Source organism: Microbacterium xerophyticum, from assembly GCF_053543555.1.
The window spans coordinates 42,236-66,565 of record NZ_JBLVOB010000003.1 but is presented as its reverse complement, the minus strand read 5'-3'; the positions used below and the strand labels follow the sequence as shown (position 1 = coordinate 66,565).

Genomic DNA, 24,330 nt, shown 5'->3' with positions numbered 1-24,330 from the left:
GGGGGGGGGCATCCGTGGTCGGCGAAGGTTAGGCGTTCACGAGGTCGGCGGAGTGCTGCACGCGCGAGATGAGGCCGTTGAAGGCCTCGAGGTAGCCGACGAGGAACCCGGCGGTGCTGTCGTCGGTGACCTGGCCGTCGTCGGTGAACAGGCCGGGGCGGTCCTGGATGAAGCCCTCGGGCTGTCCCATGGTGATCGCGCTGAAGTGACCGAGGATCGCACGCAGATGCTGCTGGGCGGCGGCGGTCGCGACGCCGGAGCCGGACGTGCCGATGACGGCGACAGGCTTGCCGAAGAACGACATCTCACCGTACGGACGGGTCGACCAGTCGAGAGCGTTCTTCAGCACACCCGGGATCGAGCGGCTGTACTCGGGCGTCACGATGATGACGCCGTCGACGTCGGCGATGGCCTTCTTGAAGTCCCTCGCCACCTGAGGGAAGTCGCCGTCGAAGTCGGGCGAGTAGAACGGGAGGTCCTTGATCTCGATCTCGACGAGTTCGGTGCCTTCGGGGGCGAGGTTCGTCAGCACGCGCGCCAGGCGGCGGTTGAGGGAGGTGCTGGAGATGCTGCCGACGATGTAGCCGATGGTACGAGTCACAGGTTTTCCTTCTCTTCTCGGGCTCGACACGAGCCTTGACTGTCTTCCGAGGTCAACGACTCTCGGGAAGATTCTATTCCGTTGAATACAATGAGTTCTCTGTGTGCGGATCCGTCGCGCTAATCTCACCCCTATGACCGACGCGCGCGCTCCGCTGTCCAGGCCGATCCTCGCGGGCGTCGTCACTGCACTGGTCGGCTTCACGAGTTCGTTCGCCGTGGTCCTCACCGGGCTCTCCGCCGTCGGAGCGTCACCGGCGCAGGCCGCGAGCGGGCTGCTCGCCCTCAGCATCACGATGGGCCTCGCCTGCGTCTTCCTCGCCTCTCGCTATCGGATGCCGATCACGGCCGCCTGGTCCACTCCCGGCGCAGCACTGCTCGCCGCGACGGGAGCCGTCGAGGGCGGCTGGCCGGCGGCGACGGGAGCGTTCCTCGTCGTGGCTGCCCTCACACTGCTGGCGGCCGCATGGCCCGGCTTCGGCGGTCTGATCGCCCGCATCCCTGCATCCATCGCCCAGGCGATGCTCGCAGGAGTCCTGCTTCCGCTGTGTCTCGCGCCGGTGACAGGGATCGCCGAGAACCCGTGGGGTGTGATCCCCGTCGTGCTCACGTGGCTGATATTCGCTCGGATCGCACCTCGCTGGGCGGTGCCGTTCGCCTTCGTCGCCGCCGCCATCGTGGTCGGGGTGGAACTGGTGCAGGGCGGTTCCTCGATGGACGCGAGCCTGCTCCTCCCCCGAATCGAGTTCGTCGCACCGACTCTCACGGTCGGAGCGATCATCGGCATCGCGCTCCCGCTGTTCGTCGTGACGATGGCGTCGCAGAACGTGCCAGGCGTCGCGATCATGCGCAGCTACGGTTATGACGTGCCATGGCGCCCGGCCATGCTCGTGACAGGCATCGGCACGGCGATCGGCGCACCGGCGGGCGGACACGGAATCAACCTCGCCGCGATCAGTGCCGCACTCGCGGCATCCCCGGCGGCGGACCCGGACCCAAACGCCGCTGGGTGGCCGGGCTCTCCACGGGCGTCGCGTACGTCGTGCTCGGCGGCTTCTCCGCCGGTTTCTCCGCGCTCGTCATCCTCGCGCCCGCGGCAGTGATCCCCGCGGTGGCCGGCGTCGCGCTCTTCGCAGCGTTCGGCTCCGCCATCCAGCAGGCGGTTGCAGAACCGAGCGAACGGATGCCCGCCGTGGTGACCTTCCTCATCGCGGCATCCGGCATCTCCCTCGCGGGCATCAGCGCGGCATTCTGGGCGCTCATCGCAGGGCTCCTGGTGCGCCTCGTCCTCACCCGATTCGCCGCCCGTCCGTCCGAAGGCTGAGGCGGGAAGTCCGCCGCACGGGGGATGCCGTGCGCACGCCCCTCTCCCTAGCGTGGAGTCATGACCTCAGGAACGCTCCAATTGACCGGCGTGACGAAGAGCTACCGCACACGCCGGGTGCTCGACGACATCACGTTCTCCGTCGCCGCCGGGCACCTTACCGGCTTCGTCGGCGGCAACGGCGCGGGCAAGACGACCACGATGCGGATCGTGCTCGGCCTGCTCGCCTCTGACGGCGGATCCGTCACGCTCGGCGGCGCACCGCTGACCGCTGACGCCCGCCGCCAGTTCGGCTACATGCCGGAGGAGCGCGGGCTGTACCCGAAGATGAAGGTGCTCGAGCAGGTCGTCTACTTCGCCCGTCTGCACGGGTTCTCCAAGTCGGATGCCACGACGCGCGCGACCGCGCTTCTCGAGGAACTCGGACTCGGCGAGCGCCTGAACGACAACATCGAGGCGCTGTCGCTGGGAAACCAGCAGCGTGCGCAGATCGCCGCATCCCTCGTGCACGATCCCGAGGTCCTCATCCTCGACGAGCCCTTCTCCGGGCTCGACCCCCTCGCGGTGGACACGGTCGCCGGCGTGCTGCAGGAACGCGCCGCACGCGGTGTCTCCGTGCTGTTCTCCTCGCACCAGCTCGACGTCGTCGAGCGCCTCTGCGACGACCTCGTCATCATCGCGGGCGGCACGATCCGCGCGGCAGGCCCCCGCGATCAGCTGAGAGAGCAGCACTCGGCGCCCCGATGGGAGCTCGAGAGCAGCGGAGACGTCGGCTGGCTGCGCGAGGAGCAGGGCGTGAGCGTCGTGGACTTCGAGGGCGGCAGCGCCGTGTTCGACGCCGACGATCCGGCCACCGCGCAGCGCGTCCTCCGACGTGCACTGGAGGACGGCGACATCAGCAGATTCGGCCCGCAGCATCCCACCCTCGCCCAGATCTTCAAGGAGGTCATCCAGTGAACGCCTCATCGACCAAGGCCGTCTCCACCGGCCAGGGTGTCTGGCTCGTCGCAGAACGCGAGCTGAGCACCAGGCTGCGCAGCAAGGCGTATCTGATCTCCACTGGCATCCTGCTGCTGATCGCCCTCGCGGGCGTCATCTGGGCCGGTTTCTCGTCTTCGAACTCCACCGCGACACCGATCGCGGCGACGAGCGCCACGGCATCCGCCCTCTCGGAGGTGGACGGCTACGACGTGACCGAGGTCGCCGACCGGGATGAGGCCACCGCCCTCGTCGAATCCGGCGAAGTCGACGCCGCCGTGATCGACGATGCGTCATCCGCGACCGGCCTCGTGATCATCGCCGACCAGGAGGCACCGCAGAGCCTGCTGATGGCGCTCTCCGCGACGCCGGAGGTCGAACTGCTCAACCCGGATGCCGCGAGCGGACCGCTCCGGTACCTGCTCGGCATCGGTTTCGGTCTGGTGTTCATGATGTCCGCGATGATGTTCGGCATGCCGGTGGCGTCGAGCGTCGTGGAGGAGAAGCAGACCCGCGTCGTGGAGATCCTGCTCTCCAGCATCCCGGCACGGGTGCTGCTGGCCGGAAAGGTGGTCGGCAACACGATCCTGGCGATCTCGCAGATCGTGCTCCTGGCCGCCGTGGGGAGCATCGGGCTGATCGTCACCGGCCAGACCGGGCTCCTGGCGGGACTCGGCGGCCCGGTCATCTGGTTCGCGGTGTTCTTCCTCTTCGGGTTCATCCTGCTCGCGGCCATGTTCGCGGCCGCCGGATCGATGGTGTCGCGTCAGGAGGACGCCGGCACCACCTTGACTCCGGTGATGTACCTGACGATGATCCCGTACTTCCTCGTCATCTTCTTCGGCGACAACCCCGTCGTGATGACCGTGCTCTCGTACGTGCCCTTCTCGGCTCCGGTCGGGATGCCGATCCGTCTGTTCTTCAACGAGGCGGAGTGGTGGGAGCCACTGGCATCGCTGGCGATCATGCTCGTCGCGTGCGTGCTGGTGATACTGATCGGCGCGAAGATCTACGAGAACTCGCTGCTCAAGATGGGCGCCAGGGTCAAGTTCCGCGAGGCGCTGCGCGGCTGAGGCACGACGACGCTCCTCGAAAGAAGGAAAACGGGGGTTCCCACGACCGGGAACCCCCGTTTTCCTTCTTTCATCGCCGGAGCCAGACTTCACCGACCCATTTCGCCTCGGGTATTGCGCTCCGGGGTCACACGTGTTTCACTCCTATTACAACTTTCAGTAATCACTGAAAGTTCATTGACGAATGAAGCGGATACGTCCTAACGTGCGAGGAACGGCTGCACACCCGAGCAGCCCCGTCCCCGCCGCACACGTTCCGTACGTTGTGGCTCAAGGAGGAGTTATGCACAGCAAGGCACGTCTGTTGGCAGCCGCGTCGGCGGTGGTGGCGCTCACGCTCACGGGTTGCTCGGCGGGGGCTGCGGATGAATCCGCGGAGAACGCCGATCCGATCCGATACGCGGTCGAAGAACCGGACTCGATGATCCCCGGCAATCAGTTCGGCTCCTACGCGATCCTGGAGACGATCTTCTCGCCCCTCACCGAGATCGGCGAAGACGGCGAGATCGGCTACGTGGCCGCGGAGTCGGTCGAGTCCGAAGACGCGACGACCTGGACGGTCACCCTCCGCGACGGATGGACGTTCCACGACGGATCCCCCGTCACCGCTCAGGACTACGTCGACACCTGGAACCACGCCGCATACGGCCCGAACGCATGGGTCAACGGCGCGCAGCTCGCGAACGTCGTCGGCTATGCCGAGATGAATCCCGCAGAGGGAGAGCCGACCGCGACCGAGCTCGCCGGCCTCAGTGTCGTCGATGACCGCACCTTCACGGTCGAGCTGGTCGCTCCCGACCGCCAGTACCCCCTGCAGCTGACCATCGGTCAGACCGGGCTGTACCCGCTGCCGGACGGCGCCCTGGATGATCTCGAGGCCTGGGAATCCGCCCCCGTCGGAAACGGCCCGTTCCGCCTCACCGACGGCTGGTCGGCCACGGACCCGATCGAGGCCGTCGCCTACGAGGACTTCTCCGGCGACGAGCCCACGATCGACGCCGTGACGTTCGTGCCGTATCTCGACACTGCGACGGCGTACACGGATGCCCTGGCCGGCGAGATCGACATCGTGGCGATCGCCGGTTCGCAGGCCGAGCAGGCACGTGGCGAGTTCGGCGACCACGTGCACGAGCTCGATGCGCCCGGTGTGGACTTCCTCGGCTTCGACCTCGACGACCCGCGCTTCGCAGACGTGCGCGTGCGTCAGGCGATCTCGATGGCGATCGATCGCGATGCCATCAACGAGGCCGTCTTCGGGGGTTCGCAGGTGCCCGCGACATCCCTCACCGCTCCGAGCATGCCCGGCGATCCGGCCGGTATCTGCGGCGAGTACTGCGAGTTCGACCCCGAGGCGGCCAAGGCACTCCTGGAAGAGGCCGGCGGCTTCGACGGAGAGCTGCAGGTGCACTTCATCGCCAACTGGGGTCAGGAGGATCTCTTCGAGGCCATCGCGAACCAGCTGCGGCAGAATCTCGGCATCGAGAGCGCCGTCGCGACACCGTCCGCCGACTTCGCCGCCTTCACCGACATGATCACGAAGAATGCCGCGAACGGCCCGTTCCGCGCTCGCTGGGGCGCGCTGTACCCGAGTCAGCAGAACACGCTGACGGCGGTGTTCACCCCCACGGGCGAGGGCAACTTCGGAGCAGGGGGATACAACAACCCCGAAGTCGTCGAGCTGCTGCAGACCGCCAACGCCGCTGCGGACCTCGAGGAATCGCTGGCCGGATACACCGCGGTGCAGGAGCGCATCCTGCAGGACTTCCCCACGGTCCCGCTGTTCGGCAACCGCTACCTCTACGTCACCTCGGATCGCATCGCCGAACTGCACACCAATTCGGGTGCGGTCGACGTGGCCGAGATCATCGTCGCCGACTGAACCGGAGCTGAACCTTGCACGACCCCGCGACAACGCTCGGCACGGCGGAGGACATCCTCCGCCGTGCCGGTGCGGTGCCAGACCAGACGAAGATCCCCACCGTCGACGAGCTCCACGAGCGGATCGAGCAGTTGCGCGTCGAGCGCCCCGATCTGCTCACCCTCGAGCGCATCGGGACCAGCCGGCTCGGTGATCCGATCCGGCTGTACCACTTGGGCTCCGGCACCCGTTCGGCGCTCATCGTCGGCGCGGTGCACCCGAACGAGCCCATCGGATCGCTGACCATCCTTCATCTGATCGATCAGTTGCTGCACGACGACTCGTTCCGCGAAGCCCTCGACACGACCTGGCACATCGTCCCGTGTGCCGATCCGGACGGAATGCGCCTGAACGAGGGCTGGTTCGGCGATCCGTCGGATCGCGATCGATACGCCAGGGAATTCTTCCGTCCCGCCCCGGACGAGCAGGTCGAGTGGACGTTCCCCTTCGACTACAAGGCGGCGTACTTCGACGCCATGATGCCCGAGACCCAGGCGCTGGCCAGGGCGATCGACAGCACCCGACCCGACCTGTACGTGCCGCTGCACAACAGCGAGGGCGGCGGAGCCTACTTCTACCTCTCGCGACCGCTGCCCGAGCTGTATCCGCTGCTGCATCAGGTCACGGCATCCTGCGGTGTGCCCCTGCACGCCGGCGAGGCGGAGGGCGCGCACTTCACCGTGCTCGACGAGGCGATCTATGAGATGGGAACGCTGCAGGGCGCATACGACTGGGCCGAGGCACAGGGCTTCGACCCCTATCCCCCCGGGTCGGCCGGCGACGCCTCGACCTCGTACGCCGCGAAGTACGGCACCCTCTCACTGATCGCCGAGTTGCCGCAGTTCAGCGACCCGACCGCCGATGACACGAGCGCGACGTCCACGATCTACCGCGATGCCCTGCGCGAGAGCGGGCGTCTGCTGATCGAGACGGGCACCACGCTCGTGAACCTGCTGGAACGCGTCGGATCCCAGGTGCGGATGGACACCGCGCTGCTGCGCGCCGCCCGGGTGTTCTCCCCGATGGCGCTCACCGCCGGTGAAGGCAACATCGCGCGGGCGGATGCGGAGGACGATCGACCGGCGACCGTCGCAGAGGTCTCGAGCCTGGAGAGGCTCGTGGACCTGCACCGGCTGCGCTGGGGCGGCATGCTGCTGCGGGCGCTTCAGGCCGAGGTCGACGCCGGTCTCGCCTCGCCAGAGGTGCGCAGGACCGCCAGGGACGCGCATCGGGTCTTCGGCGCCTGGCTCCGCGAAGCCACGGCCAGACGTCACTCGGCGCCGATCCCCCTGGCCAAGGTCGTCGGCGTGCAGTACGGAGCGATCCTCGCCGCGCACGCTCAACTGGAGCGCGGCTGATGCGCACGACGGTGGGCGTGCTGCAGCGGGTCGCGGGTTTCGCGCTCGTGTTCGTCGGCGTGACGTTCATCATCTACCTGGCCGTCTTCAGCCTTCCCGGCGACGCTATCCGCGCTCTGGCCGGAGACCGGCAGCTGCCCCAGTCGGTCATCGACGCGATCAACGCCAAGTACCTGCTCGATCAGCCGTTGTGGGTGCAGTACACGAACTATCTCGGCAACCTGCTCACGGGTGATCTCGGCCTCGACCTCACCGGTCGACCGGTCGCCGACAAGCGCGCCGACCGGTGGCCGGTGACGATCACGCTCGCGCTGACGGCGTGGACGATCCAGGTGGTCCTCGGCCTCGCGGTCGGCGTCGTATCCGCGCTCAAGAAGGGCACGGTGATCGACAAAGGGCTCCTGGTCATCACGATCGGACTCAGCTGCATCCCCGTCTTCGTGCTCGGCATCACCGCGCAGATCCTGTTCGGCGTACGGCTGGACTGGTTGCCGGTGGCCGGAATCCGCGAAGGATGGCCGCTGTCGTACCTGCTCCCCTCGCTCGTGATCGCCGCCATCGGACTCGCCTCCGTCTCGCGGCTCGTGCGCGGCTCGATGATCGAGAACCTCGAGGCCGACTACGTGCGCACGGCCAGGGCGAAGGGCATCGGCGAGGGGCGCGTCGTCGGGCTGCACGTGATGCGCAACTCCCTCATCCCGACAGCGACTTTCCTCGCCACCGACCTGGGCTTCCTGCTCGGCGGCACCGTCGTCATCGAGGGCATCTTCAATCTGCCCGGCGTCGGAAACCTGCTGTTCACAGCGATCCGCGACCACGAGGCGGCGATGGTGGTGGGCATCTCCACGGCGTTGATCGTCATCTTCCTGATCACCTCGCTGCTCGTGGACGCGATCCACGCCCTTCTCGACCCGAGGATCCGACGTGCCTGAGAACATCCCTCCCATCACGGCGAAGATCCCTGCGCCGAAGACCACCTCGACCTCTCTGCCTCAGGCCGCCAGGCCCTCCCCGTGGGTGCTGCTGCTGCGCCGGCCGCTGTTCTGGATCGCGTCGACGATCCTGCTGGTCATGCTCGCCTTCGCCGTCGCACCCGCGCCGTTCGCCGGGTTGTTCGGCAACGGCGATCCGCGTGCCTGCGATCTCGCGGACAGCAAGGTGGAATCCGCACCCGGCCATCCCTTCGGCTTCGACCTCCAGGGCTGCGGCATCTGGGCGGGAGCCGTCTACGGCGCCCAGGCGTCGATATCCGTCGGGCTCCTCGCCACCGGCATCGCACTCGCGATCGCGCTCGTGATGGGGCTGCTCGCCGGAATGGGAGGCCGCGTCGCCGACTGGATCGTGTCGCGTCTGACCGAGGTGTTCCTCGGCTTCCCCTTCCTGCTGGCGGCGATCGTCGTCCTGAACATGTTCGGCACGCGCAACGTGCTCACGGTCGGGGTCGTCCTGGGTGTTTTCGGCTGGCCGATGATGGCGCGGCTCATGCGCGCCTCCGTGCGATCGGTCACGAGGGCCGACCACGTGCTCGCCGCGCGCACCATGGGACTCGGCGCCGGGCGCATCATCAGCCGCTACGTCGTGCCGAACTCGGTGCAGCCGGTGATGCTGATGGCGACGCTCACGATCGGCGGCGTCATCGTCGCCGAGAGCACGCTCACGTACCTCGGCATCGGGCTCTCGTCGCCGGCGGTCTCGTGGGGTCTGCAGATCGCCGCGGGCTCGCGCGTGTTCCAGACCGCACCCCATGTGCTCGTGCTGCCCAGCATCATGCTCGCCGTGACCGTGCTGGCGATCGTCGCGCTCGGCGAGGAACTGCGTACGGTGTTCGATCCACGTGAGCGTCGATGAGGGTGGGATGCTGATGGTGCAGGAGAAGGGATCGAACATGGCCGAAGAGGACTCCGAACAGATCGACGAGCGCGAGCAGTACCGGCGCCAGTTCGCCGAGGAGATCAGCCTGATCTGGGAGATGACCGGCACCTCGCGCATGGACGGCCGTGTGCTCGGTTATCTGATGATCATGGACCAGCCGTACATCTCGTCGGCCGACCTCGCGGCAGCCCTCAGCGCCAGCACCGGTGCGGTGTCGATGGCGACCAGGCGTCTGATCGACACCAACTACATCCGCCGCCACTCCGTGCCGGGCGACCGCAGCCACTACTTCAAGGCGGAGGAGGATCCCTGGGGGAGCTTCCTCGCGAATGAACGCCGTTACTTCGACAGGCACATCGCATCGATCGATTCCGCGCTGAGCTGGCTGGGTCCCGAAGAGGCGGAGGCGCGCATCCGCCTCACGAACGGCCGTGACTATCTGGAGTGGATCCAGGAGTACCACCACAAGATGCTCGCCGATTGGCGCGAGCACAAGCGTGCCCGTGACGCGGGCGAGAAGAAGGCGTGAACATGACTGCGCCGAGCAGCGAACCGATCCTCAGCATCCGGGATCTGCGTGTGCATTTCGGCACCCGCAACCCGGTCGAGGTCGTGCACGGTCTCGATCTCGACATCGCACCCGGCGAGGTCGTCGCCGTCGTCGGAGAGTCGGGCTCGGGCAAGTCGGTCACTGCTCTTTCGGTGATCGGGCTGCTGCCCGAGAACGCGCGCGCCACGGGGTCGGTCCGGTTGCACGGGCGAGAGCTCGTCGGCCTGAAGCCCGCCGATCTGCGCCGTGTCCGCGGTGCGCAGATCGCTCTGATCTCGCAGGATCCGGTGGCGTCCCTCAACCCGGTGTTCACGATCGGATTCCAAGTCATCGAGGCGGTGCGTGCGCACGACCGCACGCTCAGCGCAGGGGCCGCGCGCCGCCGCGCGATCGAACTGCTCGAGCTGGTCGACATCCCCGAGCCGAGCCGCCGCATGAAGCAGTATCCGCACGAGCTCTCGGGCGGCCAATGCCAGCGCGTCGGGATCGCGATGGCGCTGGCATCCGACCCGCAGTTGCTGATCGCGGATGAGCCCACGACAGCACTCGACGTCACGGTGCAGGCGGAGGTGCTCGATGTGCTGGCACGCCTCGGCCGCCGCGACGGCCGAGGCGTGCTGCTGATCACCCACGACATGGGTGTCGTGGCCGAACTGGCCGATCGTGTCGTCGTGATGCGCGAGGGCGAGCTCGTCGAACAGGGCTCGGTGCGCGGCGTGCTGCTGCGGCCGTCCGCGCCGTACACACGGCAGTTGCTGAGCGCCGTGCCGCGCATCGGTGAGCGGCCCGGCGCAGTCGGATCCGACATCGATCAGCCTCTCGTGCTGGATGTCGCAGGCCTCCAGGTCACGTACGGCGGACGCCTCCGCGGCCAGTTCCGTGCCGTCGACGGCGTGAGCCTTCAGGTGCGAAGGGGCGAGATCCTCGGGCTCGTCGGCGAGTCGGGCAGCGGCAAGTCGACCATCGGGCGCGCGATCATCGGCGCCGCACCCGTGACCGGCGGATCGATCATCGTCGACGGCGTCGACATGCGCACCGCCGGCAGAGCCGTGCGCCGCGAGTCGCGCCGCAGAATCGGCGTGGTGTTCCAGAACCCGGCGCTCTCACTCAATCCGCGCTACACCGTCAGGCAGAGCGTCGAGGAACCCCTCGCGGCGATCAAGGGACTGCGCGGTCGCGAGCTCGCAAATCGCGCGGATGCGCTGCTCGAGTCGGTCGGACTCGCCGATCGAGCCGCCCGATTCCCGCACGAGCTCTCGGGCGGGCAGAGGCAGCGGGTGGCCATCGCCAGGGCCGTCTCACTCGACCCTGCTCTGCTCATCGCGGACGAACCGACCAGCGCATTGGACGTGTCGGTGCAGGCGCAGGTGCTCGATGTGTTCCGCGAGCTGCAGGAACGACTGCGCTTCGCGTGCATGTTCATCAGCCACGACCTCGCCGTCATCGACGAGCTCTGCGACAGTGTGAGCGTGCTCCGCGGCGGCGCTGTCGTCGAGTCGGGTTCGCGCGCACAGGTGCTGCAGCATCCGAGCGATGAGTACACGCGTCGGCTGCTGGCGGCCGCGCCCGTGCCCGACCCCGATGTCCAGCAGGAGCGAAGGGCCGCACGACTCGCCGCGATCATGTGATTCTGCGTCAACCGGAATATGCGCGCGCATGGAACGGTTATCGTGGATGGCAAGGCGGACGACGGGGTCGGCCCAGATTCAGACCCCGAAAGGCATCATGAGCACTCCGCTTCTCGACCGCACCGCACCGACCGCCGTCCCCGTACTGAACGTCCTCGCTGAGCGCTGGAGCCCCCGCGCATACGACGACGCCGCACCGATCGACGAGGCGAAGCTCGCCGCAGCACTCGAAGCCGCCCGCTGGTCGCCGTCCGCCAACAACACCCAGCCCTGGCGATTCATCGTCGCCCGCCGCGGCTCGGCCCTGCACGCGCAGATCCTCGACGCGCTGCTCGGGTTCAACCAGACCTGGGCCGGCCACGCCGCCGTACTCGTCGTCGCAGTGGCCGAGACCGCGACGGCAGACGGCTCCCCCATCACGCACGCCTGGTACGACCTCGGCCAGGCCGTGGCGCACCTGTCGGTGCAGGCGCACCACGACGGGCTCGTCGTCCACCAGATGAGCGGGTTCGACGGGGCGGCCGTGCGCGCGATCGTCGACCTCGAACCGCGCTTCGTTCCCGCGACCGTGATCGCTCTGGGCGAGCTCGGCGACGCGTCGGCTCTTCCGCAGGCGCTTCAGGAGCGGGAGACCGCGCCCCGAGTGCGTCGCTCGCTGGACGAGACCGTGATCGCCAGCGCCTGAGTCGACGCGATCCCCGCTGCGCGGGATGGAGTTCGTCGGTTCCGAGCACGCGCTGAGCCGCTGTCGCGCTCAGCGCGTGCGAAGCCCGTCGAGCGCAACAGCGAGCACGTCGTCGGCCAGTTCGGCCGCGCCTTCCGGCCCCGCCGGCCGGTACCACTCGACGATCGAGTTGACCATGCCGAACAGCAGGCGGGTGGCCACCGCAGCACGGATGTCGCCGCGCACCGACCCCTCCGCCTGCGCGGCCCGCACGAGCACGGCGATCTGATCGTCGAATGTGCGACGCCGCTCGAGCGCTGATCGCTCGACCTCGCTGTTGCCGCGCACACGCAGCAGCAGGGTCACGAACGGGAGCTTGTCGACGAGCACTCGCACCGCGCCGCGGAGCACGTGCTCGAGCCGCTCCCCCGCCGACCCGACCGTGGCGTCCGGCTCGCGCAGCACGGCTTCCAAGGAACCCATCGCCTCGTCGAGGGCGAGTTCGAGAAGCCGCTCCTTCGACGCGTAGTGGTGGTAGAGCGCGGACTTCGAGAGACCGAGCCGTTCGGCGAGCGACGACACCGACGTCGCGTCGTAGCCGTGCTCGATGAACACCTGCACGGCGACCTCGAGGATCTGCCGCTGGTCGTAGCCCGGTCGCCCGCGGCGCGCAGCAGACGCCGCCCCTGCGACTCCCTCAGATGATGGCACTGGCACGCATCCAGTCTGTCATCGGTGATTGCCCGTCCCCACGATCCTTGGCATAATGAATTACTGAACGATCGGTCAGAAACTAGCACACGCCAGACGACGCAGTCAGGAGCGCACATGAACGAGGAACCTCTCGTCATCGACCGCACGGCCGACCGCGTCGTCGCACGTCTCAACCGCCCCGAGAAGCGCAACGCGATCGACCGCGAGACGATCGACGCCCTGCATGCGCTGTGCGCGGAGCTCGAAGTCGCGCCGCGCACACTGATCCTCACCGGCACCGAAGGAGTGTTCGCCGCGGGTGCAGACATCAGCCAGTTGCGCGCCCGCCGCGCCGAAGACGCACGTCGGGGCGTGAATGCCACCGCGTTCATCCGCATCCACGAACTGCCGATGCCGGTCATCGCCGCGATCGACGGTTACGCACTCGGCGGTGGTGCCGAACTCGCCTATGCGGCGGACATCCGCATCGGCACGCCGTCGCTGAAGATCGGCAACCCCGAGACCGGTCTCGGCATCATGGCCGCTGCTGGGGGCACATGGCGCCTGGGCGAGATCGTCGGCGACGGACTCGCCCGCGAGATGCTGCTCACGGGCCGCCTGCTCGCGGCGGATGAGGCGCTGCGCGCCGGCCTCGTCTCCGGCATCCATCCGGCATCCGAGCTGCTGGCGACCGCCCATGCGATCGCGGATCGGATCGCGGCGAACGATCCGCTCGCCACTCGGCACACCAAACGCGCCATCCGCGCTCCGCGCTCGGAGCACCCTGGCATCGACGGCGAGCTGCAGGCCGAGCTGTTCGAGAGCCCGGAGAAGATGCGCAGGATGACGGACTTCCTGGAGAAGCGGGGTCGACCATGAAAGTGGGTGTTCTCGGCGGTGGCCGCATGGGCGCGGGGATCGCGCATGCGTTCCTGCTGGCCGGCTCCGACGTCGCCATCGTCGAACGTGACAGCGAGGCGATGACGACGGCGATGCGCCGGATTCAGGAGAGCCTCGAGCGCTCCGTGCAGCGCGGCGGCACCGCACGGAGCCTCGACGAGCTGACGACCGCGCTCCGGGCCGGCACCGATGCGGGGCTCTTCGCCGACCGCGATCTGGTGATCGAGGCCGTCCCCGAAGACCGCGCACTCAAGTCCGAGGCGCTCACCCGCGTGGAGAGAGCGCTGCCCACGCATGCGGCGCTCGCCTCGAACACCTCCTCGATCTCGATAGACGCCCTGGCCGCCTCACTCACGCGCCCGCAGAACTTCCTCGGACTGCACTTCTTCAATCCCGTGCCGTCGTCATCGCTGGTCGAGATCGTGGGCGGATCTGCAACGGATCCGACGCTCGTCGATCGGGCGCGCGGCTGGGTGGAGTCACTGGACAAGACACCGATCGTCGTCCGCGACTCCCCCGGATTCGCATCCAGCCGGCTCGGCCTCGTCCTGGCGCTCGAGGCGATCAGGATGCTGGATGCCGGCGTCGCCTCGGCGGAGGACATCGATCAGGCGATGGAGCTCGGGTACCGGCATCCGATGGGCCCGTTGCGGACGACCGATGTGGTCGGGCTCGACGTGCGTCTCGCCATCGCCGAGGAACTGTATGCGACCCTCGGCGAGCGCTTCGCACCGCCCGCGCTGCTGAGGCAGATGGTCGCCGACGGCAGGCTCGGCCGCAAGAGCGGCGAAGGCTTCTACAGATGGGATCGGGAATGACCGGAGTTCTGCCCAGTTACGTCCAGGGCGAGTGGTGGACGCCGCAGACCGCTGCCGACGCACTCGTCGTCCGCGATGCGTCGACGGGCGCGGAGATCGCGCAGGTGAGCACCGAGGGCCTCGACCTCGCAGGCGCTCTCGAGTATGCCCGCACGGTCGGTCAGGCGTCTCTGGGCGCTCTGACCTTCCATCAGCGTGCTGTGCTGCTCAAGAAGTTCGCACTCGCCCTCACCGAACGAAAGGACGAGCTGTACGCGCTGTCGGCTCGCACCGGAGCGACGAAGGCCGATTCCTGGGTCGACATCGACGGCGGGATCGGCGTGCTGTTCGCGTACTCCGGCAAGGGGCGGCGAGAACTCCCCAACGGCCAGGTGCACGTGGACGGCCCTGTCGAGGCCCTGTCGAAGGACGGCAGCTTCATCGGCCGTCATGTGTACACGCGCCTGCCAGGCGTCGCCGTGCAGATCAACGCATTCAACTTCCCGGTGTGGGGACCGCTCGAGAAATTCGCGCCCGCGTTCCTCGCCGGAATGCCGTCGCTGATCAAGCCCGCCACCCCTACCGGTTATCTCACCGAGGCCATGGTGCGGATCCTGGTCGAATCCGACCTGCTGCCCGACGGATCGCTGCAGCTCGTGAGCGGCAGCGTGCCCACCCTCTTCGAAGAGCTGCGACTCGGGGATCTCGTCGGGTTCACCGGCAGCGCCTCGACCGCCGCGACACTGAGGGAGAGGACCCCGAACGGGGTGCGCTTCACCGCCGAGACCGACTCGATCAACGCCTCGGTGCTCGGCCCCGACGCGACCGAGGGAACGCCGGAGTTCGACGCGTACGTGCGTCAGCTGGTCACGGAGCTGACGACGAAGGCAGGGCAGAAGTGCACGGCGATCCGGCGCGCGATCGTACCGACGGCATCCGCTGACGCCGTCATCGATGCGGTTCGCTCCCGCCTCGAGGCGAAGATCGTGATCGGTGATCCGCGGGCCGAGGGCGTGACGATGGGTCCCCTCGTCTCTCTCGCCCAGCGCGACGAAGTGCTGCGGCAGGTGACGGCACTGCAGGATGCCGGTGGTCGGATCGTCGTCGGCACCAGCGACGCACCAGAGGTACGCGGCGTCGAGGGCCGCGCCGCGGCGACGCCGAATGGTGCTTTCGTCGCCCCGATGCTGCTGCGCTTCGACGACGCGAGTGCGGATGCCGTGCACGAGGTCGAGGCGTTCGGCCCGGTGGCCTCGCTGCTGACGTACGAGACAGCATCCGAGGCAGCGGCTCTCGTGGCACGCGGAGGCGGGTCGCTCGTGACGAGTGTCGCCACGCACGATCCGGTGTTCGCGGCGGAACTGATGACGGGCATCGCCGCCTCGAACGGACGAGTTCTGTTCCTCGACCGCGACGACGCGCGCTCGTCCACCGGTCACGGCTCGCCGATGCCCGGTCTCGTGCACGGCGGCCCCGGCCGCGCGGGCGGCGGTGAGGAGCTCGGCGGCATCCGTGCGGTGCTGCATCACATGCAGCGCACGGCCGTGCAGGGCTCTCCCGACATGCTCACGGCGTTGACGGGCGTATGGCACGCCGGCGCCGCAGCGCGCTCGGACGGGGCGCATCCGTTCCGCAAGTCGCTCGCTGAGCTGCGGATCGGCGATCACATCGCCTCGGCGTCCCGCGAGGTGACGCTGGACGATATCGAGACGTTCGCGCACTTCACCGGCGACACCTTCTACGCGCACATGGATGAGCAGGCCGCCGCCGCGAACCCGTTCTTCCCTGGACGCGTCGCGCACGGGTACCTGCTCGTGTCGTGGGCCGCGGGGCTTTTCGTCGACCCGGAGCCTGGCCCTGTGCTCGCGAACTACGGTCTGGAGAATCTGCGCTTCATCACTCCGGTCTCGCCAGGCGACAGCATCCGCGTCGAGCTGACCGCGAAGCAGATCACGCCGCGCGAGACCGATGAATACGGCGAGGTGCGGTGGGATGCCGTGATCCGCAACCAGGACGATGAGACCGTCGCGACGTACGACGTGCTGACGCTGGTGGAGAAGGAGCGCTCAGCCGCGTAGCGCGAGCACGAACGGCAGCACCTCAGTCGCCCCCGCCTGCCGGAGCGAGCGGGCGGCGACGGTGAGGGTCCAGCGGCTGTCGGCCTGGTCGTCGACGAGCAGGAGCGGCCCGTGGGGGATCTCGAGCCCATCGGCGCTGAAGCGCTCCCAGAGACCGGCGAGCCGGAACGCGCTGTTGCCACCCGGCTGTCCGGTGGGCCCGCCATCGACCGGGGTCAGTGCGCCGATGAAGGGCAGCTTGCCGATCTCGGCGATCCCGCGCGCAAGCGAATCGACGAGCAGCGGACGCGATCGTGACGGCATCGCGACGACGGCGACGGGCCGCTCGTCCCATCCCCACCCTGCGAGCACCCGCACGCAGCCGGCGAGCACCTGCGGGGTCGCCTGCGCATCAGGCGCACCTGCGGCGAAGAGCGTACACAGGGTGCCGCCCCAGCCGAGGTCGGTGAGTCGAGCCAGCGCTCGTCCGCTGCCGGCCTGCTCCCCCGCGGGGATGCGCCCCTTCGCCGGCACCCCGAGTCGGTCGGCACCCGTGGGCCAGACGCGACGCGGGTCGATCGCGACGCCGACGCGGTCGAGAGACTCGGATGCCGCGGATGTCGCCGCGGCTCCGATCTCGCGGGGGAACCATGCGCCGACGCAGTTGTCGCACCGCCCGCACGGCTCGGCCGTGTCGTCATCGAGCGAACGCTGCAGGAACTCCATGCGGCATCCGTCGGTCTGCTCGTAGTCGAGCATGTGCTGCTGCTCGGCGACGCGTTCGGCGGCGATGCGCGCGTAACGGTCCCGGTCGTAGACCCAGCTCTCGCCGGTGGCGATCCACCCGCCCTGCACACGTCGCACCGCGCCGTCCACATCGAGCACCTTGAGCAGCAGCTCGAGCGGGGTGCGACGGATGTCGACCATCGCCTCGAGCGCAGGAGTCGAGATCGGCGCATCGCCGAGAGCGGCGATCACACGCTCGGCGCGCTCCTGATCGGGCATGGATGCCGTGGCGAAGTAGTGCCAGATGTCTCGGTCCTCCGGCCCGGGCAGCAGCAGCACGTCTGCGCTCTCGCTCGCGCGCCCCGCGCGACCCACCTGCTGGTAGTAGGCAACCGGCGACGACGGCGCACCGAGGTGCAGCACGAACCCGAGGTCTGGCTTGTCGAACCCCATGCCGAGCGCACTCGTCGCGACGAGCGCCTTCATCTCGTTGCGCTTGAGCATGCCCTCCGACTCCTCGCGCTCGTCGGTGTCGGTCTGACCGGTGTACGCGCGCACCTCGTGGCCGCGCTCGCGCAGCAGCCGGGCGGTGTCGACGGCCGCGGCGACGGTGAGCGTGTAGATGATGCCCGATCCTGGGAGGTCGTCGATGTGACTGAGCAGCCAGGCGAGCCGGCTGGCCGCATCGGGAAGGCGCAGCACGCCGAGCCGCAGGGATGCACGGGCGAGCGGGCCGCGGATCGTGAGCACGCCCTCGTCTGATGCGGCGACCCCGAGCTGCTCTTCGACGTCGGCGACGACGCGGCTGTTCGCCGTGGCGGTCGTGGCGAGCACTGGCACCTCTGCCGGCATCTGCGTGATGAGGTCGCGCAGACGCCGATAGTCGGGGCGGAAGTCGTGACCCCAGTCGCTGATGCAGTGGGCCTCGTCGACCACGAGCATGCCGATCCGTCGCACGAGTGCCGGCAGCTGCTGCTCGCGGAAGGCGGGGTTGTTCAGCCTCTCCGGCGACACGAGCAGTACGTCCACCTCGTCGCGGTCGAGTCGTGCGAGCACGTCGCCCCATTCGTGCGCGTTCGTCGAGTTGATCGCCACCGCGCGCACGCCGGCGCGTTCGGCCGCCGCGATCTGGTCGCGCATCAGCGCCAGCAGCGGCGAGACGAGCACTGTGGGCCCGGCGCCCTGCCGGCGCAGCAGGAGGGTCGCGACGAAGTAGACGGCGGACTTGCCCCAGCCGGTCCGCTGCACGACGAGCGCCCGCCGACGCCGGGCGACCAACGCTTCGATCGCTTCGTACTGCCCCTCGTGGAAGTCGGCGTCGGGGCGGCCGACGAGTTCGCGCAGTGCGGCGAGGGCGGCGGCACGGGTGTCGACGGCAGACAGAGAGGTCATGCCACCACTCTGCCTCAGGCGACCGACACAGCGGCTGGGTGTCCGAACGCGACAGAGCAGGCCGCGGGCCACAGGCCATCGTCTAGCGTGGAAAACGTGATCACCCGCGAACTCGCGGTCGCGCTGCGGCTGGCCGGCCTCGTATGGCTCCCCCAGAGCGGCGACCGATTCCTGCTCGACCTCCCCGACGAAGTCGAGCTCGAAGTCGAGGCCGAGGTCTTCACCGTCAGCGAGATGACCATCGAGGCGCGTCGGACGCCGCGCGGCACCGACCTCGCGTTCAACGGCACGACCGAGTGGGCGCTGGATGCGGTCGAGCTGGCGGACGCCGTCTGGCTGCCGCGCGAGGATCAACTGCGCGACCTTCTGCGCGGCACCTTCAGGAGTTTGGTCCGCCTGGAGGATTCCTTCCTGGTGGAGATCGAGATCAGCGGTGAGACGCTGCGTTTCGAGCATCCCGATCCGTCTGAAGCGTACGGCCGGGCGCTCCTGGAGCTCGTCTCCCGCTCCCACTGACCCGCACATCGGACAGCACGCGCTCTCCGAGATCATCGGCGTGCAGCCCCGCCGCATGAGAGAGATCACTCGAACGAGAAGGACTCACGCTTCGTCGCGTCTTCGACGGTGATTCCGACGATCGTCGCCGTCGTCGGGTCCGAACCATCTCCATCCAGGAAGAAGGTGATGAGGCGCCCGTTGCGATCAGCGACGTCATACTTCGACTGCGCCGACGAGACCACCCACACCCACGTGCCCTCGGGATACAACGCCATCGCGTCGGATGCAGGCGCACCCACTCGGATGCCCTCCGCAGACGGGAGAGCCGCGCCGTCGAGGCCGCCCGACTCCCAGGAACGATCCGACCCGACGAGAATCGCGTTGACGACGCCGTCGTCGCCGGACTGAGAGAGCGACAAGGATGCGGAACCGTCCGGAGAATTCAACGGCACCGGCCCGCCCTCGTACTCGAGTTCTCCCGCCTGAGCGCCTTGCGCGGCAGCGATGGCGTCCTCGACCGTCACTCCGAGCAAGATCGGACCGACTCCGGTGGCCGTGATGAGCCAGTCGCTCCAGACAGTGCTGCCATCTTGCGGCTGCGCCTCCTCGACAGTGGGCGGCGTCTGTGTCAGCTGTTCGATCAGTGCGTCGCGCGCTTCAGCGGACCGTTCGGCGAGCGCGGTCGCCACAGCGGCCGCATCGAATTCCTGGTCGCCCGTGAACGGATGCGAAAGCTCGACCAGCACGTTGCCCACCGACGCGAATCCATGGAAGGCACGCCATCCCTGCGGTTGCGGGCTCTCACTGATCAACGTGCCGGCGAGCGACCGCACGCCTTCACCGGATTCTTGGACGACCCCGGTGAAGGTGCTCATACCTTCGTACTCGAACTCGGCGCACTGCTCGGTGGCCGCGACCAACTGGTCCATTCGCGTCTGCGCCTGCGCTTCGTCGGCGAACTGCAGCACATTGAGCCGACCGACGCCGTGCTCGGGAGCGTCCGCGATGGTCCACGACATCGTGCGAACGCCGACACTGCCGAGGGAATCCTCGAAGTAGAGGGCGCCGCAGATGGCCGGTACGAACAGTGCTCCACCACCGTCTGAGATCTGTCTCAGCGACGGCGCCGACTCGCTTACTTCGGAGGCTCCGGGAAGGAGTACCTCGATCTCGTCGGATGCCAGCAGGAAACGACTCAGCTCATCGCCGACGAAGACCACCGGTCCGGCGTATGGCTCAGCACTGGGCGTAGGAGATACCGGCGCAGAGGTGGGCGAAGGTTCCGGAGAGATGGGAGGCGTGCAGGCCGAGAGTCCGAGCAGCACTCCCGCTACCAGTACCCCCATCAGCGTCTTCGAGACATGCGACCTCGCTCGTACCATCACCCCTCCTGAAAGTGCGCGGACGCAGGCCTATCTGCCCCCCCTGAGCGGTCATCATATGGCTCGCAGAGGTTTCCGCGACGGTGGTGAGCACGATGAGATCAGAACGAGATGTCGGACGGGGCTTTGCACACGTCAGGATGACGTGAGACAATTACTGAACGTACGGTCAGTAAAGACGAAGGAGTCCCGATGACCACCGCTGAAGCAGCAGCCGAGACACCCGCCGCTGTCTCCGCCGAGCAGCGCCGGTTCGACGAGATCATCGCCGCCGACTCGCGCATCGAACCCCGCGACTGGATGCCGGATGCGTACCGCCGCGCGCTGATCCGTCAGATCGGGCAGCACGCCCACTCCGAGATCATCGGCATGCAGCCGGAGGGCAACTGGATCACCCGCGCCCCGAGCCTCAAGCGCAAAGCGATCCTGATGGCGAAGGTGCAGGACGAAGCCGGCCACGGCCTGTACCTGTACTCGGCCGCGCAGACGCTCGGCATCACGCGCGACGAGATGACCATGCAGCTCATCGAGGGCAAGGCGAAGTACTCGTCGATCTTCAACTACCCCACTCCCACCTGGGCCGACATGGGCGCGATCGGGTGGCTCGTCGACGGCGCAGCGATCTGCAATCAGGTGCCGCTGTGCCGGGCGTCCTACGGACCGTACGGGCGGGCGATGATACGCATCTGCAAGGAGGAGTCGTTCCACCAGCGGCAGGGATTCGAGATCCTGCTGTCGCTGATGCAGGGAACCGATGCGCAGCGCGAGATGGCGCAGGATGCCGTAGACCGCTGGTACTGGCCGAGCCTGATGATGTTCGGCCCGCCGGACGGCGACTCTCCCAACTCGGCGCAGTCGATGGCATGGAACATCAAGCGGTTCTCGAACGACGAGCTGCGCCAGCGGTTCATCGGCATGCTCGTGCCGCAGGCCGAGGCTCTCGGCGTCACGCTGCCCGATCCTGAGCTGCACTTCGATGAGGAGACGCAGCAGTACATCGGCGGCGAGATCGACTGGACCGAGTTCTTCGAGGTGCTCGGTGGCAACGGACCCATGAACACCGAACGACTGCGCGCAAGGCGCGAGGCGCACGAGGAAGGCGCCTGGGTGCGCGAGGCCGCTGCGGAGTATGCCCGCAAGCACGCCGAGCGGAACGCGAAGGAGGCCGCGTGATGGTCAGCACCGAGACCGCATCCGAGACCTGGCCACTGTGGGAGGTGTTCGTCCGCGCGAACCGTGGCATGAGCCACGTGCACGCCGGGTCGCTGCACGCCCCCGACGCCGAGCTCGCGGTACGCAACGCCCGCGACCTGTACACGCGCCGCGGCGAGGGCACCTCGATCTGGGTCGTTCCGGCGGACGCCATCACCACGAGCGACCCCGACGCCAAGGGCTCGTTCTTCGAGAGCCCTGCGGGCAAGAACTACCGTCACGCGGTGTACTACACCGCATCCGAGGGGGTGCCGCACCTGTGACCGCCTCCCGCCCGCTCCCGCACGTCACGGTCGACGAGGTGGAGCTCGCCGCCGAACTCACCGGCGACACCGACGCCACCGCGACTCCGGCCGTGGCCGAGTACGCCCTCTGGCTCGGCGACGACGCGCTGATCCTGTCGCAGCAGCTCGGCGGATGGATCGCACACGCTCCCGAGCTCGAGGAGGACGTCGCGCTCGGCAACATCGCTCTCGATCTGCTCGGTCATGCCCGGTCACTCCTGCACTATGCAGGCACCGCCGACGGCCGCAGCGAAGACGATCTGGCGTACTTCCGCGACGAGCCGGAATTCCGCAGCGCGTGGCTCTTCGAGCAGCCCAACGGCGACTTCGCGCAGACGATCGCACGGCAGCTCACAGCATCCGCCTACATGTTCGAGCTCTACTCCGCGCTGCGCACGTCAACGGACGCGACGCTCGCCGCCGTCGCCGAGAAGGCGCTGAAAGAGGTCGACTACCACCGCGACCACGCCGTGCAGTGGACGCTGCGCCTCGCCGGCGGCACCGAGGAGTCGCGACGGCGAATGATCCGCGCGGTACGGGACGTCTGGCCGTACGTCGCAGAGCTGTTCCGCGACGAACCTCTGATCGACGAGCTCGACGGCATCGCGGCTCGCCCCTCCACTCTGCGCGCAGGGTTCGACGCGGTGATCGCCGCGGTCTTCACCGAGGCCGAACTCGACATCCCCGATGTGAGCGCGTCATCGGGCGGCGGCCGCCGCGGTCGGCACTTCCCCGCCATGGGACATCTCCTCGCCGAGATGCAGGTCCTGGCGAGACAGCATCCGGGGGCGTCATGGTGACGAAGACGACCACGCGCCGCGCGCACGCCTGGGCGATCGCCGCCACGGTGACCGACCCCGAGATCCCCGTGCTCACGATCGAAGACCTGGGCGTGCTGAGAGACGTGACCATCGATCACGACACCGTGATCGTCACGCTCACGCCCACGTACAGCGGATGCCCCGCGCTCGACGCGATGCGCGACGACGTGACCCTCGCGCTCACGGCCGCGGGCTTCGACGACGTCGAGGTGCGCACCACTCTGTCGCCGGCGTGGACGACGGACTGGATGACGGATGCCGGGAAACAGAAGCTCCGCGAGTACGGCATCGCCCCGCCGCACGCGCGTGCCGCCCTCGGGCAGGGGCCGATCCGGCTGCAGCTGGCGGTCAAGTGCCCCCGCTGCGGATCGCTCGACACCCGTGAGGTCGCCCGCTTCGGTTCGACCTCGTGCAAGGCGCTCTTCGAGTGCCGCGCCTGCCTCGAGCCCTTCGACCATTTCAAGGTGCTGTGATGAGGACGGGTGCTGTGACCACGACCACGCGTCGCCGGGGGCGCTTCCACGAGCTCACCGTCTCCGACGTGCGGCCGCTGACGACGGAGAGCATCGAGGTCACGTTCACCGTCCCACCCGAGCTGCACGGCGAATACGACTATCTTCCGGGGCAATACGTGGCATTGCGCGCCCACGTCGACGGCCACGAGGTGCGCCGCAGTTACTCGATCTGCCGCCCGCCGACCCCCGGCGAGGTCAGCGTCGGCATCAAACGCGACCGCGGCGGGCTCTTCTCGGTCTGGGCGCACGAGAACCTGAAGCCCGGCGATCGCATCGAGGTGATGAGTCCGGAGGGCACGTTCACCACCAACCTGCCCGACCTCGAACACGCGCACATCGCCGGCATCGCGGCGGGCTCAGGCGTGACGCCGATGATGGCGCTCGCCTCGCACGTGCTGGCATCGTCGCCGACCGCGCGGTTCAGCCTGGTCTACACGAACCGTGCCACCCAGGACGTCATGTTCCTCGACGACCTCGCCGACCTCAAGGACCGCTACCCCGCACGCCTCGCCCTGCACCACGTGCTCTCCCGCGAGCAGCGCACGGCACCGCTGCTGTCCGGACGCATCGACGCCGACAAGCTGAACGCGATCCTCGACGGCCTGCTGCCGCCGAGCACCGTCACCGAATGGTTCCTGTGCGGACCCTTCGACCTCGTCTCGCTCTGCCGTGAGGCGCTCGAAGGCCGAGGCGTGCCGCATGACAGCATCCGCTTCGAACTGTTCACGAGCGATGCCGACGGTCCGCGTGTCGACCGGGGACGCCCTGTGGTCATCGGCGAGGGCGATGAGACGCGGCGCATCGAGTTCACCCTCGACGGCCTCTCATCGACAGTCGAGTCGCCGGTCGCGGCGAACGAGGCGATCCTGGATGCGGCGCTGCGCGTGCGCGGGGACGTGCCGTTCGCGTGCGCCGGAGGCGTCTGCGGCACGTGCCGCGCGCGGCTGATCGATGGTGAGGTGCGGATGACTCAGAACTACGCGCTCGAACCCGACGAGATCGAACGCGGATACGTACTGACGTGCCAGTCCCACCCGACGACGAAGAGCGTGGTCGTCGACTACGACGCCTGATCCGACACGAGGAGC

Annotated in this window: 22 protein-coding genes and 1 pseudogene; 19 read left to right on the top strand and 4 right to left on the bottom strand. The window is 68.2% G+C overall.

Going from position 1 to position 24,330, the window contains the following annotated elements; all coding sequences use genetic code 11:
* Positions 1-28: 28 nt before the first annotated feature.
* A complete protein-coding gene (locus ACNPNP_RS01340; RefSeq protein ID WP_448964270.1) occupies positions 29-601 on the bottom strand; it encodes an NADPH-dependent FMN reductase in 573 nt (190 codons plus the stop codon).
* A 133-nt stretch (positions 602-734) separates the two neighbouring features.
* On the opposite strand from ACNPNP_RS01340, the pseudogene ACNPNP_RS01335 reads away from it, so the two are divergent.
* From ACNPNP_RS01335 to ACNPNP_RS01290, 10 genes and pseudogenes are all read left to right on the top strand, one after another.
* A pseudogene (locus ACNPNP_RS01335) lies at positions 735-1,924 on the top strand (benzoate/H(+) symporter BenE family transporter).
* 60 nt (positions 1,925-1,984) lie between these two features.
* On the top strand, positions 1,985-2,881 hold the full coding sequence (locus tag ACNPNP_RS01330) for an ABC transporter ATP-binding protein (RefSeq protein ID WP_448964269.1): 897 nt from the start codon (positions 1,985-1,987) through the stop codon (positions 2,879-2,881).
* Positions 2,878-3,975 carry an ABC transporter permease gene (locus ACNPNP_RS01325; protein WP_448964268.1) on the top strand — a complete coding sequence of 366 codons (1,098 nt, stop codon included), beginning with the start codon at positions 2,878-2,880 and terminating at the stop codon, positions 3,973-3,975. Before ACNPNP_RS01330 ends, ACNPNP_RS01325 begins: the two co-directional genes overlap by 4 nt.
* A gap of 283 nt (positions 3,976-4,258) precedes the next feature.
* Positions 4,259-5,854 (top strand): peptide ABC transporter substrate-binding protein, encoded by a 1,596-nt coding sequence (locus tag ACNPNP_RS01320; RefSeq protein ID WP_448964267.1) that lies wholly within the window; start codon positions 4,259-4,261, stop codon positions 5,852-5,854.
* Between the two features lie 14 nt (positions 5,855-5,868).
* The gene (locus tag ACNPNP_RS01315) at positions 5,869-7,251 is read left to right on the top strand and encodes a M14 family zinc carboxypeptidase (protein WP_448964266.1); all 1,383 of its coding nucleotides are present in this window, start codon (positions 5,869-5,871) and stop codon (positions 7,249-7,251) included.
* The gene (locus tag ACNPNP_RS01310) at positions 7,251-8,183 is read left to right on the top strand and encodes an ABC transporter permease (protein ID WP_448964265.1); all 933 of its coding nucleotides are present in this window, start codon (positions 7,251-7,253) and stop codon (positions 8,181-8,183) included. Before ACNPNP_RS01315 ends, ACNPNP_RS01310 begins: the two co-directional genes overlap by 1 nt.
* The gene (locus tag ACNPNP_RS01305; RefSeq protein WP_448964264.1) at positions 8,176-9,099 is read left to right on the top strand and encodes an ABC transporter permease; all 924 of its coding nucleotides are present in this window, start codon (positions 8,176-8,178) and stop codon (positions 9,097-9,099) included. Before ACNPNP_RS01310 ends, ACNPNP_RS01305 begins: the two co-directional genes overlap by 8 nt.
* Positions 9,086-9,652, top strand: a complete 567-nt coding sequence (locus ACNPNP_RS01300; protein WP_448964263.1) for a GbsR/MarR family transcriptional regulator — start codon at positions 9,086-9,088, stop codon at positions 9,650-9,652. The genes ACNPNP_RS01305 and ACNPNP_RS01300 overlap by 14 nt, the downstream gene beginning before the upstream one ends.
* Before the next feature lie 2 nt (positions 9,653-9,654).
* On the top strand, positions 9,655-11,301 hold the full coding sequence (locus tag ACNPNP_RS01295; RefSeq protein ID WP_448964262.1) for a dipeptide ABC transporter ATP-binding protein: 1,647 nt from the start codon (positions 9,655-9,657) through the stop codon (positions 11,299-11,301).
* A gap of 97 nt (positions 11,302-11,398) precedes the next feature.
* Positions 11,399-11,986: a nitroreductase family protein gene (locus tag ACNPNP_RS01290; protein WP_448964261.1), complete on the top strand. Its 588-nt coding sequence runs from the start codon at positions 11,399-11,401 to the stop codon at positions 11,984-11,986.
* A 69-nt stretch (positions 11,987-12,055) separates the two neighbouring features.
* On the opposite strand, the gene ACNPNP_RS01285 is transcribed toward ACNPNP_RS01290, so the two are convergent.
* Positions 12,056-12,676 carry a TetR/AcrR family transcriptional regulator gene (locus ACNPNP_RS01285; RefSeq protein ID WP_448964501.1) on the bottom strand — a complete coding sequence of 207 codons (621 nt, stop codon included), beginning with the start codon at positions 12,674-12,676 and terminating at the stop codon, positions 12,056-12,058.
* A 117-nt stretch (positions 12,677-12,793) separates the two neighbouring features.
* Here ACNPNP_RS01285 and ACNPNP_RS01280 point away from each other — a divergent pair, with 117 nt between their 5' ends.
* From ACNPNP_RS01280 to paaZ, 3 genes are read left to right on the top strand one after another with little or no spacing between them, the layout of a single operon-like run.
* Entirely contained in the window at positions 12,794-13,537 is a 744-nt protein-coding gene (locus ACNPNP_RS01280; protein ID WP_448964260.1) for an enoyl-CoA hydratase/isomerase family protein, read from the top strand.
* Positions 13,534-14,376, top strand: coding sequence for a 3-hydroxyacyl-CoA dehydrogenase family protein (locus tag ACNPNP_RS01275; RefSeq protein ID WP_448964259.1), 843 nt, complete (start codon positions 13,534-13,536; stop codon positions 14,374-14,376). The genes ACNPNP_RS01280 and ACNPNP_RS01275 overlap by 4 nt, the downstream gene beginning before the upstream one ends.
* On the top strand, positions 14,373-16,433 hold the full coding sequence (gene paaZ, locus ACNPNP_RS01270) for a phenylacetic acid degradation bifunctional protein PaaZ (RefSeq protein ID WP_448964258.1): 2,061 nt from the start codon (positions 14,373-14,375) through the stop codon (positions 16,431-16,433). Before ACNPNP_RS01275 ends, paaZ begins: the two co-directional genes overlap by 4 nt.
* Here paaZ and ACNPNP_RS01265 read toward each other — a convergent pair.
* On the bottom strand, positions 16,422-18,530 hold the full coding sequence (locus ACNPNP_RS01265) for a RecQ family ATP-dependent DNA helicase (protein WP_448964257.1): 2,109 nt from the start codon (positions 18,528-18,530) through the stop codon (positions 16,422-16,424). The two genes, paaZ and ACNPNP_RS01265, sit on opposite strands and share 12 nt — an antisense overlap.
* A gap of 96 nt (positions 18,531-18,626) precedes the next feature.
* Here ACNPNP_RS01265 and ACNPNP_RS01260 point away from each other — a divergent pair, with 96 nt between their 5' ends.
* A complete protein-coding gene (locus ACNPNP_RS01260) occupies positions 18,627-19,046 on the top strand; it encodes a pilus assembly protein CpaE (RefSeq protein ID WP_448964256.1) in 420 nt (139 codons plus the stop codon).
* Between the two features lie 65 nt (positions 19,047-19,111).
* Here ACNPNP_RS01260 and ACNPNP_RS01255 read toward each other — a convergent pair whose 3' ends face one another.
* The gene (locus ACNPNP_RS01255; RefSeq protein ID WP_448964255.1) at positions 19,112-20,410 is read right to left on the bottom strand and encodes a sensor domain-containing protein; all 1,299 of its coding nucleotides are present in this window, start codon (positions 20,408-20,410) and stop codon (positions 19,112-19,114) included.
* A gap of 192 nt (positions 20,411-20,602) precedes the next feature.
* Here ACNPNP_RS01255 and paaA point away from each other — a divergent pair, with 192 nt between their 5' ends.
* Genes paaA through paaE form a run of 5 tightly spaced genes read left to right on the top strand, consistent with a single transcriptional unit; the run spans position 20,603 to position 24,315 of the window.
* Positions 20,603-21,583, top strand: coding sequence for a 1,2-phenylacetyl-CoA epoxidase subunit PaaA (gene paaA, locus ACNPNP_RS01250; RefSeq protein WP_448964254.1), 981 nt, complete (start codon positions 20,603-20,605; stop codon positions 21,581-21,583).
* A complete protein-coding gene (gene paaB / locus ACNPNP_RS01245) occupies positions 21,583-21,885 on the top strand; it encodes a 1,2-phenylacetyl-CoA epoxidase subunit PaaB (protein WP_206477301.1) in 303 nt (100 codons plus the stop codon). The genes paaA and paaB overlap by 1 nt, the downstream gene beginning before the upstream one ends.
* The gene (gene paaC / locus ACNPNP_RS01240) at positions 21,861-22,706 is read left to right on the top strand and encodes a 1,2-phenylacetyl-CoA epoxidase subunit PaaC (RefSeq protein WP_448964500.1); all 846 of its coding nucleotides are present in this window, start codon (positions 21,861-21,863) and stop codon (positions 22,704-22,706) included. The genes paaB and paaC overlap by 25 nt, the downstream gene beginning before the upstream one ends.
* Entirely contained in the window at positions 22,700-23,200 is a 501-nt protein-coding gene (gene paaD, locus ACNPNP_RS01235) for a 1,2-phenylacetyl-CoA epoxidase subunit PaaD (protein ID WP_448964253.1), read from the top strand. Before paaC ends, paaD begins: the two co-directional genes overlap by 7 nt.
* Positions 23,200-24,315 (top strand): 1,2-phenylacetyl-CoA epoxidase subunit PaaE, encoded by a 1,116-nt coding sequence (gene paaE / locus ACNPNP_RS01230; protein WP_448964252.1) that lies wholly within the window; start codon positions 23,200-23,202, stop codon positions 24,313-24,315. Before paaD ends, paaE begins: the two co-directional genes overlap by 1 nt.
* Positions 24,316-24,330: the final 15 nt, after the last annotated feature.